The sequence below is a fragment of the Rubripirellula lacrimiformis genome (assembly GCF_007741535.1).
In the GTDB taxonomy this organism is placed as follows: domain Bacteria; phylum Planctomycetota; class Planctomycetia; order Pirellulales; family Pirellulaceae; genus Rubripirellula; species Rubripirellula lacrimiformis.
The window spans coordinates 2,791,696-2,803,791 of record NZ_CP036525.1; the positions used below are offsets into that span (position 1 = coordinate 2,791,696).

Sequence of the window (12,096 nt, forward strand, 5' to 3'; positions counted from 1 at the left end):
GCAAAACGTTCGTTGTCGTCATGCTTGGGATTGTACTTCGGTGGATGAGTCATCAGAATTTCCGGTGCACTTTCAACCTGGCACGAAGCTAGCGAGTCCCGACGGTTATGCTTTCTCGAATCTGTTCCAATGAATTTCTAAGCGGCGACCGCGCTCGTGGTTCGCGTCAGTCGCTTCGAAATCGAATCGACATCACCGAAATTGGTAGCTTGGGAGCGTTAGCTGTTACCGAAGGGTCTGCCGGTGAAGAATATATCCTGGGTGTCGATTTCCAAAAAATCGACGATGGCCAGTTAGGTGTTTCCTGTGATTGTCTGCGTTTCCAAGGTGGAAATCCGTGCAAGCATCTGTATGCATTGCTGAGCAAACTGGACCATCTTTACGACGCCGTTCCCAGCGGCACCAGCCGGCTTCGGTTCTTCGATATCGATTCGACGATATTGGACGTCGGTAGCAAACTCGATCGACGCCGCCCGAAAAAGGGGCTGGCCAAAAATCCGAGCAAGACGACGCCCGCTGGCCGTTCGCAAGCAAGCGATCGTGAAGCCTTCCGCAGTCGAGTGATGGAATCGATCCTTGAATCGATGAAGAAAGATGGTCACGTTGCTTCGAGGGCAAGCGCCATCGCAGACATTCCAAACACAGTCACCGCTTCGACTGCGACACAATCATCGTCCGGCAAATCGAATGCAAAGTCCTGGAAGGAAACTTTGCAACGTATCGGTGCTTCGATAGACGATCCATTGGAGTCCACGAATTGGGGGATTCCATCCAAGGTATTCGAGCAAGACCTGGTTCCAAAGCAGCACTGGTTCGTTTGGTCTTTGTCGGAACGACAAAGCGAATCATCGATGATCGTCCAAGTGATGCACAGCGTGCGAAAGAAAAACGGCCAGTGGGCGACTCCGGTGTCGGTCTCCAATTCACCCCCGTTGGTGGATCCGACGATTGGGAAGTTGGATCGAGCGGTGTTGGCAGCCTTGTCGCCATCCGAAAATCCCTCGCAATCCTATGGTTACCGAAGCTACCAAGCGAGATCGCATGACCGCTTGAAGGTGGATCCAGCGTCGTTGGAAGTCTCTTTGCGTGCGTTGGCGGCCACCGGACGGTTCGCGTGGAAACTAGGCCATTCGAAACGATTCGAAGATGCCCAAGCGATCCTCAGCGTCGACACGGGGCCGCGATGGAAACTCGCATTGGTGATCCGGCCCAATCCCGCCAAAGCAAATGGTTTGGTTGTCGAACCGGAATTGGTTCGTGGCAATGATGTGCTGCCGATATCGTCCGTGATGCTGGCCTGTGACGTTGGCTGCGGTGTGATTCAATTGCCGGGGCCGGTGCCAGCAACAGGCCAGGTTTCCGCCGGCGTCGTTTGCTTGGATCCGCAGGAAACCGCTGCCATCCGTGCCTGGCAATCGGTTGGCAAGGTCGCTGTTCCGGGGCGTAGCATCAACACAATGCTGACGGAACTTTCGGCCACACAGGGTCACTTGCCGTTGACAATCGACCCGTCGATCGCAGTGACGGAAACGACCGGAACGCCGATGCCGCAATGTCACCTCAGTCAGGTCGAGCCGGGGGTTGCTCGTTTTTATGCTGAACTGATGGTGCGTTACGACGACCATTCTCACTCCTATGACGCTCCACGTCGCTGGTGGTTTGACCGTAAAACGAAGACCTTGGTGCACCGCAACGTGCAGGCCGAGTCCGAGCAACTGGCAAAAGTTGATGCCGCGGACTTTGATGTGAACTTGAACGATTACGAATCGAAGCTGATTGTCGGCCGTGATCGTTTTTTGACCGTGGTCGAACGACTTCGATCCGACGGTTGGGAGGTTTTGGCGGACGGTGTGGCGATCCGGTTGGCGACCGATTTCAATGTGTCCGTCAATTCCGGAGTGGATTGGTTCGATCTACACGCCGATGCGGACTTCGGCGGTGTGTCGGCCGCGTTGCCAGAACTGTTGGCCGCACTGCGCAGCGGCGATCGCACTATCCTGTTGGATGATGGTACGTTGGGGATGCTGCCCGAAGCCTGGCTGAAACGCTTTGCCAGCTTGGTGGACAGTGGCAACACCGTCGACGGGGCCGTTCGGTTCGGACGCAGCCAAGCGATGTTGCTGGACGCGATGTTGGAAACGCAAGGAGACGTTTCCGCCGATCGATCCTTTACCGACTTTGTTGGCAAGCTAAAATCGTTCGATGGCGTCAAGTCGGCACTGCCCCCGAAATCCTTCACCGGGACTCTGCGGCACTATCAAGAGGTGGGGCTGGGGTGGTTCCAGTTTCTGGAAGAATTCGGATTCGGTGGCTGCCTTGCGGATGACATGGGGTTGGGCAAGACGATCCAGGTGCTGGCATTGTTCGAACACCGGCGGCTCCGGAACTTGCCGAAGAAAATCGCTCGCAAGCCATCCATTGTCGTTGTCCCCAAAAGCTTGGTGTTCAATTGGATCCAAGAAGCGAAACAGTTCACCCCCGGTTTGCGAGTCATCAATCACACCGGTGTTGATAGACAACAAGAACCGCAATCTTTGCTTGAAAGTGACTTGATTGTCACGACCTACGGAACGTTGCGGAACGACGCACCGTGGCTAAATGAAGTTGAATTTGACTACGCCGTGTTGGACGAAGCACAGGCCATCAAGAACCCCAGCAGTTTGTCGGCCAAGGCGGCGCGTTTGCTAAAAGCCGATCATCGTTTGGCCATGACGGGAACGCCCGTCGAAAACCACTTGGGTGACCTCTGGTCGTTGTTCGATTTTTTGAATCCGGGAATGCTGGGCAAAGCACCCAAAACGGTGCAGTTGGATGACGAACAAGATCGATTGCGTATCGAACAGGTCAGCCGATCGCTGCGGCCGTTCATCTTGCGGCGAACGAAAAAACAGGTGTTGACCGAGTTGCCGGAAAAGAGCGAGCAAACTCTGGCCTGTGAAATGAGCAAGCCGCAGGCGAAATTGTACGACGAAATTCGCGAACACTATCGTTTGCACCTGAGCAAGAAAGTTGCCGAGCTGGGGATCAAGCGATCCAAAATCCATGTATTGGAAGCGCTGTTGCGGCTGCGTCAGGTTGCTTGTGATCCGCGTCTGGTGGATCCGACCAGCAAGGTTTCCGGCGCCAAAATCGATTCGCTGTTCCAGCAGCTCGAAGAGATCACCAGCGAAGGACACAAGGTGCTGGTCTTTTCGCAGTTCACCAAGCTGCTGGGGTTGATCCGAAACGAAGTTCAACAACGCGGTTGGGATCATGAGTACCTGGATGGCAAGACGCGGCGACGCGACAAGTGCGTCCAACGATTCCAAGATGACGATGATTGCAAACTGTTTTTGATCAGTCTGAAAGCAGGCGGCAACGGCCTGAACCTGACCGCGGCGGACTACGTGTTTATCTTGGATCCGTGGTGGAATCCGGCGGTCGAAGCCCAAGCGATCGATCGCGCCCATCGGATGGGGCAAACCAAGCCGGTGATGGCTTATCGAATGATCTGCACGGGCACCGTCGAGGACAAGATCATGGAACTGCAGAAGTCAAAACGAGACTTGGCGGACGCCATCATTTCGCAGGACAAGAGCCTGATTAGCGGGCTGACGGCGGATGATTTACAGGCGTTGTTGGCTTAGACGTCATCCTTCCCATCACGATCGATGACCTTCGTTGGCCTGGATCAATCTTGCCTGAGCGTCGCAGCGATGGTTGGCGAATCGGGATCAGTTTGGAAGGATGGCGACTTCGTGACCCGCACGGGTGGACAGGTGTTGCCAGAGTTCGCGATCGATCGAATCGTTCACCATTCGTACCGAACCGTCCATCAGCGACGTGATGACGCCGCCTTGGTGATAGCTTCGCGAAGTCACCGCTGCGTAGGTTCGCGGGATCGGCGAACCGGATGACTTGCCTTCGCGAAAATTGGTGAAATCAAGGTCATATTCAATGCCCGATTCGGTGCAAATGACCTTGGTGTTGGGTGTGAACGTGGTCGTGAATCCGCTCTGGTGAACGCGGCCGTCGACCCATTCGGTGTGCCCTGTATCGGTCTTGAATGAACCCGCCAATGCGCAGATGTCGGTTTCAACCACCGGGGTGTCGATGTTGCCGGCTGTCGCGGCGTCGCGGTAGTACGGAGTCCACGATTTGACTTCCGAAAACGCTAGCGTGTTGCTCAGACCGTCCAAGCAATCCCGGAACCGTCGTCCTCGTTGGGCCGTGAACATCCCATCGCCTACCCGGTTGTTGTTGGCATCGTAAACGAACCAAACACCTGCGTTGTAGGCGTAGCTAAGGGGGTAGTGTTCCGGCCCGTTGTCGCCCGGCCGTGGTCGGTCATTGACGTCGCTGGGGCACTGGTAGGTGGGGACGCGGAAGCTGGAAACCGGTACGTCCTGGCCGTCGATGTGAAGCGTTGCGGCGCCGTATCCGGCAGCGAAGTCGACAGCCGTCGATAGTGCCAGGGCTTCGATGTATGGCAGCAACCGCGCCTGTGTCGACCATCCGTCACCCGTCATCGCCGGTTGGCTCCAAGCCGCGGGCAATTGCTGGGTGGCAGATTCGTAGTTGTGACAGGCCAATACGATCTGTTTCATATTGTTCTGGCAACTCATCCGCCGAGCCGCCTCGCGGGCTGCCTGAACCGCTGGCAACAACAGCCCCACCAGCACGCCGATGATCGCGATCACGACCAGAAGTTCGACCAAAGTGAAACCTTGGCGATTGAATTGACGCATCAGCGGAAGCCTTTGGGATTCGTTTCAGAATCACACTAATCGTATTGAGAATCAGTCGCAACAGACCGTGTTTTAGTCGCTGACCTTATTTGTCGCAACGATCCTAGCGACAATTCCGGGTACAGAAAGTCAAGGTTTTTGCCGAACGGGTCTTTCGGATAGTTCTGGCGAGGGGGGGGGGGGCGTGCGCGGCGGCTCGATCGCCAGTGCAGCGTGCCAGCGTGCAGCGTGCAGCGTGCAGCGTGCAGAGTGCAGAGTGCAGAGTGCAGAGTGCAGAGTGCAGAGTGCAGAGTGCAGAGTGCAGAGTGCAGAGTGCAGAGTGTCAGGCGACGTTTTAGGCGATCGATCCGGATCCGAATCCAGCTGCGCCGATCAGGCCGCCACGGGCCCCTACAGCCCGGCGGCCGAGGATTTCAGCCAGGCTTCGACTGCCAGCCGGTTCGATTCGAACGCCATGTTGTCCAGATGATCACGCGTTGGCCGCACCCACAGATGGTGATCGAGTTCATCATCATCCAGTGCAAACGAATCCAGGGATCCCGGCCGGCACTGGAAAAAGACATCGATCACGGGGGCCGTCACACCGCCGTAGCAGTACTGGTTCGGTCGCGACATCAGATACTGAGTCTCGCGGAGAGTCAGTTTGGTTTCTTCGTGAACCTCGCGCCGCAGCGCCTCTTCGACCGATTCGTTTCGGTCCACGAATCCGCCCGGCAAACCCCATTGGCCGAGCCCAGGGTTACGAGCTCGGCGAACCAGCAGCAGTTCGCCCGAATCGTTCACGATCAACCCACCGACGGCCGCCACCGGGCCTAGATAGAGGGTCATCTGGCATGATTCGCAGTGGAATGGAATCTGGCCAACCGAATCGTGGGCGTGACCACACCGAGGGCAGAATCGATAGGAATCTTCGATCGGGAGGTCGGTCATGGCCGGTCGTTCAAACATCCAGTGGGCAGGCGATCGGCAACGAAGGGGTGGCCGCAAACAGCGTTAGCGAATTAGGCTCATGTAAAAACTGAAGACTCGCACATCGTCGGTCTCCGCTTTGGTGACCGGATAGGCAAAGTCGAACGCCAGTGGTGCGGGGCCCAACATCGGAATGGCAACGCGAAGTCCCAAACCGGGTGCGACTCGGAATGAATCGGAGTCCAGTTTCGCTTTCTCTTCGACCGTCCCGAAGTCGACGAACGCGACGCCGCGAAAGGCATCGTCCGCCGTGATCGGGAACATGTATTCGACACTGTTGAGCCATTGGAAACGCCCACCAAGTTCGACACCGTTGACCGGGTCGACGGGGCCAGCCCCACGGAAATCAAAACCGCGAATGGTGGCGTAACCGCCGGCAAAGAAATTCTCGAAGATCGGGGTTTCTTCGCCGCTGTATCCGACCTTGGTCGAATACGACAGCGTTTGTTTTCCGGATCCGTCGGCACGTTCGCGAACCAACCAGTACTGACGGAATTCGGTTTCGAAGCGAGCGTAATCGTAGTCGCCGAAGGCTTCGGAGAATTTGAACTCGAAGTAGTGTCCCTGGCTGGCTTGGATCGGGCTATTCCGCGTGTCGTGCGTCAGCGAAACTTCGCCTGAATACAGTTCGTTCTCGCCGACCGATTGGGTCAGCAACGCGGGGCCGGTACGGTTGGTTTCTAGGTCAACCGACTGTCCCGTCATGCCGAACGAGATCGAAAGGTCGGGAGTGATTCGATATCCGAATGCCAAGCGACCGCCCAACCGTTCTTCGTCCCAGTCGTTGAATCGACGGTCATACAAGAAACCGCTGACCGACATGCTTAGCGGCAGGTAGCCGAACAGGTTGGGGTCCACGAACTGGGCCGTATATCGTTTGAAGTCGCTGCCCGGTGCCATTTCGATTCGGAACGTCTGACCGGCACCGCGGAATGCTGTGCCGCTGAACAGATCGCTGAACGATCGCGGGAACCGCATGATGTCGAAGTTGCGTTCGTCAATCGTGACTTGACCGGTCACACCGGCGTCGCTGTTGACCGCACCGCCCAACATGATCCGGCCGGTACGAGCAGGAAATCCGTTGATCACCAAGTCGGCTTCGCGGATCCGGGGACCCTGGACCGCTTGCGTGATCGTGCCGTAGGGCATCGCCGGGGCGTAGGGGTCTGCCAATCCGGTGCCGTCCAACGAGTTTGCGTTGGGGACGCCATTGTACTGAGGTGCTGCGTTGTATTGGGGTGCAGCGTTGTATTGGGGTGCAGCGTTGTACTGGGGTGCAGCGTTGTATTGGGGGGCCGCACCATTGGGGGCAGCCGGGTTGTACGGTTGTCCGGTGTTGTATTGGGGCGCGTTGTAGGTCGGGGGTGGCGACGGGTTTTGCGGGAATTGGCGGGCCGTATAGCGTTCGTCAGCGACCGGTTTGGCGGCGACCGTTTGGCCGACTGGTGTGTAGGCGGTTTGGGCGACTGCGCTGCCCGGATTGTCAGCAAAAGCCGGAATCGGGGTCATCGATAGTGCCGCATCTGTCCCCCCGATATCGGATGCTGCGGTGTTGGATGCCGTGGTCATGCCCGGCGTCGCTTGGGTTTGCCAACCCGATTGCGTGGCCCAACCCGGTTGGGTCGAGGGAACGCTTTGCAGCTGGGCGCAGCCGGCTGTCCACACCAACGATCCGAAGATCGCAAGTCGGCCGATGGAACGAGCCATGGGCGAGTGGTTGGAATCCTTCATGCGGTCAGCTTTGACGGAGGTAGGTTGGAGATGCTGCGGTCGATTCATCGGTTGCCCAGCGGAGGACTGCCCTCGCAGAGCAATCTGCGTCGACGGATGGTTCTCGGTGTCGTTCATCAGAAACGCTTGCCGTCCTCGTCGGTCGGGACAACTTTGATGTCGGGTGGTTCTGCGACTTGCGGATTGGTTTCCAGCAGTTGACTTCGTTCCAAACGGGAACGGTTCATTTCCAATGCTCGTCGATCGATGAAATCGCCTTCGCGAAGGTCGATCAGGTTCAGCATCGTGTTCTCTTTCATCAGATGCGGATCCCCATCGATTTCGACTCGGATCTTGTCGATCTTCCAACGATCGCCTTCGGCAATCTTGTAGACCAGGTCGACGATGTTGTCTTCGTCTCGCATCACGGTTTGCGGTTCGACTTCGGCATAGATGAATCCAAGTTCGCCGTACCCGTAGACGATCTCGCCGACGTCTTGGCGAAGCTTGGTGCCGTCAAACGTGTCACCGGGTTTAAGTTTCAACCGTGACCGAATCGAATCTTCGCTGGCGTATTGGTGCCCGATGATCTGGACGTCATTGACCGTGAACCGAGGTCCTTCGTTGATCACGAACGTGACGTAGATCCATTTGCCGGAATCGTCGTACTTCAACGTCCGTCCGACCGTGGCGGTCAGGAACCCAAGGTTGTGGTAGTACGCGGCCAAGATGTCCACGTCCTGGTCGACTTTGGCTAGGTCGGCGGTGTTCCCGATGTACGAGATCACGCCGGCGAACCCATCGCGGCTCTTGATGATTTTTTTCAGTCTCGCTTCGGAGACGATCGTGCAGCCTTCGATTGCAATGTCCCAGATCCGTTCTTTGGGACCTTCGTTGATGCGAAAGACAACCGCCGATGCATCGCTCTTGATTCCGGTGTTGGCTTGCACCGAAACCTGGTTGAAGCCTTCTTCTTTGTAATAGTCGACCAGGCGTCGCCGCGCCGATTCGATCGAAAATTCGCTCAGCGGATCCGCGGCGCTCACGCCGGCACGTCCTTTCAATTCGCGGTCGTTCATGGCGCGGTTGCCATGGAAGATGACCTGCGAAATGGTCGGTCGTTCGTGGACTTCGAATGTGACGTAAAACCCGCCCGGTTGTTCGTTCAGTTTGAACGTGACGTGATCGAACGCGCCCATGTCGTTCAGACGCCGGACGTCGCCCAGGACGGTTTCGTAATCATAGAAACGGTCTTGGCGAGTTTGGATGTTTTGCAGGATGCGGTGGCTGGTGATGCGTTGGTTACCGACGATGCGGACCCCTAGCACCAATGCATCGCCCTTTTCTCGCCGCAGTGCGATGCCCGCACCGTCGTGAACGTGTTCACGAAATTTCGGTTTGTTGTCCGGACCGGGAACCGAGGCTCCGCCGCCACCGGCACCGCCCATTCCGCCGCCACCAAACTGTGCTGTGGCAGGCATCGACATCGGTACAGCCAGCATCAACCCCAATGCATATCGCCGGTAGCCGACGGTTCGGTAACGGGAAACAAGGGGAGATGGCAATAGGTTGGGTAACCGTCGTGGCATACCGGCAATCCGCGTAGACGAATAGGCTTCTAAGGGATGAGACCAAGCGTCTGAAACCAGACACTCGGCTCACTGCCATCGGTAACTACCAACGGTTTGCCGGCTGCCACAAGCCGGATTTAGTCCTACCGAGATGATTTACGAAGAAACTGGACCGTGAAACTGATTTTCGCCGGATATTTCGATTCGCTAGGCCGATTCCCGGCGCATTGCGGATCTCCACCGACGTTGCCATCGATCGGGTGGTTCAGCGGCTGCGGCGCGTGAATCGCGGACTCGGAAAGCCCTGAAATGAAACGCGGGTGCCGGATCGGTTGCCAGCTGGAATCTAGGAGGATGCCAGCTCGCTGGACCCCATCAGATTGACCTCCACATTCTGGATTGGCAGCTCCAACCAGTCGGTGATCAGCACTCGCTGAACCAGCGGTTCGTCGAGGTGTTTGAGGACAATTTCCATCAATCGTTCGCGAATCTGTGTCTGTGCCGGGTCATCCAGCCATGCCGAATCGACTTGGCGTAGCAGTTGTTCGGAGTCTTCGCGGATTTCCATCCTCATCTGTGTCATCCGTTCCATACCGCGGTGCAGTTTGGACGGATCGAGCACCGCATGCAGCCGGAAATGATAGACGGTGCCTAAATCTTCGACGCTTTGGAACCGGAAATTGCCGATTTCGACCGCTGGCGATTCCATACCGGTCAGCCGAGCAACCCGGCTGCGAACGTATCCAATGACCGCAGCGTGAATAGCCACGATCAGCAAAATCAGGCAAGCACCCCAATAGCGTCGAAGCATCGTCACGGAAACAGGCTCTTTTGAAACGGAGGAGGTCAGCGTCCAGGGTGTCGGGTCATTCCGGATGGTTGGAATTTAACGACCGCCCCATCGTGGTGTGTCGGAACGATTCCGAGATCCCACGCTGAAGAAAGCTAGGTCACCATTTCGATCAAGTCCACGCGTTTCCCACTTTCACGGTAAAACACAATGACAATGGTTGCCACTTCGATCCCCCGACCACCGCAGCCCGGCGGGACGACGCAAGTGCGGCATCCACCGGCTGCCGCGATTCCGCATTCCTCGCTTGAATCGATCTTCCCCATGGACCGTTTCGCCATTTCGCCCACCAACCGCTTGCCATCGTCGCAGATCCCGGCATCGGAATCTGCAATGCCCGATGTCGTGATTTTCACAAGCCCCAACGCGGGCACCGGTGCGGGACGCCAACAGCTGCCCCGTTTGGTCGACCGGCTGCGGGAACATCACGTCCGATCCACCATCGTCGATTCGGTGGCCCAGTTGGTGGCGGCCGTCGACGGTTCGCCCAACCCGATCGTCGTGGCGGCCGGTGGTGATGGCACGCTGTCGCTCGCCTGTGAATCGATCGGTGCCGACGTGCCGATCGTGCCGATGCCGATGGGGACTGAAAACCTGCTGGCAAAACATTTTGGTCATCGATCGGCCGCCGACGCGGTATTGGAAACCATTCGCTTTGGCCGCGAAGTGCGTTTGGACGTTGGCCAGGCGAATGGAAAGCCGTTTCTGATCATGGCGACCTGTGGCTTTGATGCCGAGGTCGTGCGAGGGATGCATCTGACGCGGCGAGGCCATATCCACCGGCTCAGCTATCTGCGTCCGATCTTGCGAGCAGTTCGTCATTACTCGTTTCCGGGATTGGAAATTCGAGTCGATGGCGGGCCGCCCATCCATGCGGGTTGGGCAATGGTTTTCAATCTGCCCCGCTACGCGACGTCCTTGTCGATTGAACCCGACGCGATGGGCGACGATGGGCAATTGGACCTGATCGCTTTTCAGGGTCGCTCGGTGTTGACTGGCCTGCGGTATTTGGCGGGGATCACGACAAGCCGACATCTGAATTTTTCGGATGTGATCCGCCGACGTGGCACAGCGTTCCAGATTTCCGCGTCGCAGGACGTCAATGCCAGTGGGTCGTTCAGCGGGGCTGGATCGGTCAGCACTGACGGGCGGCGGAAAGTACGTGTGCCGGTCCAGCTAGATGGTGATTTCGCCGGACGCTTACCGGTCACGATCCGAACGTTACCCGGTCGAGTGCGATTGTTGGTTCCCGCGGAAGTCCAAAATTTTGCACGCTGATCGCAATCTACCTGTGATTGCTCAGGCGCCGACGATCGTCGAAGATTGAGGGATGAATACCTCATCAACGCCGCCACCGGCCATCTCTCCTGTCCAAATCGGTTCTTATGTTTGCGGACCCGGTCAGCCATTGTTGCTGATCGCTGGCCCCTGTGTTCTGCAGTCGATGGAATTATCGATGCAGATCGCTGACGTGCTGGTTCGGATCAATCAGCGTGACGACGTGAATGTGGTCTTCAAGGCGTCGTTTGACAAGGCAAACCGAACGTCGCTGGCGGCCAAACGTGGCCCGGGGATCGACGAGGGACTACGGATGCTAGAGGAGGTCGGCCAGCAATCGGGATTGCCGACTACCACCGACGTCCATTTGCCCGATCAGGCTGCGGTGGTGGGACAGGTTTGCGACCTGATTCAAATTCCGGCCTTTCTGGCTCGTCAGACGGACCTGTTGGTGGCCGCTGCGATGACGGGCAAACCGTTGAACGTCAAGAAAGGCCAATTCATGTCGCCGGAGGACATGCAGTATGTGGTCGAGAAGGTTCACGGGACCGTGCCCGAGAATTGCAGCAGCGGCGTGATGCTTTGCGAACGAGGCACTTTTTTCGGCTATGGGCGGCTGGTCAACGATATGCAGTCGATCCCGCTGATGCGGGCTCTGGGCGTGCCGGTCGTGTTCGATGCGACCCACAGCGTCCAACGGCCAGGCGGTTTGGGCGGCGCCACCGGCGGAAACCGGGAAATGGTCGAACCATTAGCCCGTGCGGCCGTAGCAATGGGAACCGATGCGCTCTTTTTCGAGACTCATCCGCAGCCCGAGTTGTCGCCCAGCGATGGCGCCAACATGATCCCTCTGGAAGCTTTCGAGTCGACCGTTGATCGGTTGTTGGCCCTACGCAAGGTCGTCGCCCAGATGGATGCGTCTGCGGGCTGAACCTGGGTCGGCCCCCCCCTGACGACGTCGACGCGATTTTTTCCTATTTCGATCAAGCAA

8 protein-coding genes are annotated in these 12,096 nt (G+C 57.4%); 3 read left to right on the forward strand and 5 right to left on the reverse strand.

Going from position 1 to position 12,096, the window contains the following annotated elements; all coding sequences use genetic code 11:
• The first annotated feature begins 107 nt into the window (after window positions 1-107).
• On the forward strand, window positions 108-3,626 hold the full coding sequence (locus K227x_RS09885; protein ID WP_145169347.1) for a DEAD/DEAH box helicase: 3,519 nt from the start codon (window positions 108-110) through the stop codon (window positions 3,624-3,626).
• An 87-nt stretch (window positions 3,627-3,713) separates the two neighbouring features.
• Here the strand turns inward: K227x_RS09885 and K227x_RS09890 are convergent, their stop codons facing one another.
• The 5 genes from K227x_RS09890 to K227x_RS09910 form a co-directional block, all read right to left on the reverse strand.
• Window positions 3,714-4,727, reverse strand: a complete 1,014-nt coding sequence (locus K227x_RS09890) for a DUF1559 domain-containing protein (RefSeq protein WP_145169348.1) — start codon at window positions 4,725-4,727, stop codon at window positions 3,714-3,716.
• 390 nt (window positions 4,728-5,117) lie between these two features.
• The gene (locus tag K227x_RS09895) at window positions 5,118-5,657 is read right to left on the reverse strand and encodes an NUDIX hydrolase (protein WP_145169349.1); all 540 of its coding nucleotides are present in this window, start codon (window positions 5,655-5,657) and stop codon (window positions 5,118-5,120) included.
• Window positions 5,658-5,720: 63 nt separating this feature from the next.
• Entirely contained in the window at window positions 5,721-7,544 is a 1,824-nt protein-coding gene (locus tag K227x_RS09900) for a BamA/OMP85 family outer membrane protein (RefSeq protein WP_246146713.1), read from the reverse strand.
• Complete coding sequence (locus K227x_RS09905) at window positions 7,544-8,995, reverse strand: BamA/OMP85 family outer membrane protein (protein ID WP_218933894.1); 1,452 nt, start codon at window positions 8,993-8,995, stop codon at window positions 7,544-7,546. Before K227x_RS09905 ends, K227x_RS09900 begins: the two co-directional genes overlap by 1 nt.
• Window positions 8,996-9,323: 328 nt before the next feature.
• Window positions 9,324-9,788: a hypothetical protein gene (locus K227x_RS09910; protein WP_246146838.1), complete on the reverse strand. Its 465-nt coding sequence runs from the start codon at window positions 9,786-9,788 to the stop codon at window positions 9,324-9,326.
• A gap of 189 nt (window positions 9,789-9,977) precedes the next feature.
• On the opposite strand from K227x_RS09910, the gene K227x_RS09915 reads away from it, so the two are divergent.
• Together K227x_RS09915 and kdsA are read left to right on the forward strand one after the other, a co-directional pair.
• Window positions 9,978-11,105 carry a diacylglycerol/lipid kinase family protein gene (locus K227x_RS09915; protein WP_246146714.1) on the forward strand — a complete coding sequence of 376 codons (1,128 nt, stop codon included), beginning with the start codon at window positions 9,978-9,980 and terminating at the stop codon, window positions 11,103-11,105.
• Between the two features lie 52 nt (window positions 11,106-11,157).
• Window positions 11,158-12,036: a 3-deoxy-8-phosphooctulonate synthase gene (kdsA, locus tag K227x_RS09920; RefSeq protein ID WP_145169350.1), complete on the forward strand. Its 879-nt coding sequence runs from the start codon at window positions 11,158-11,160 to the stop codon at window positions 12,034-12,036.
• Window positions 12,037-12,096: the final 60 nt, after the last annotated feature.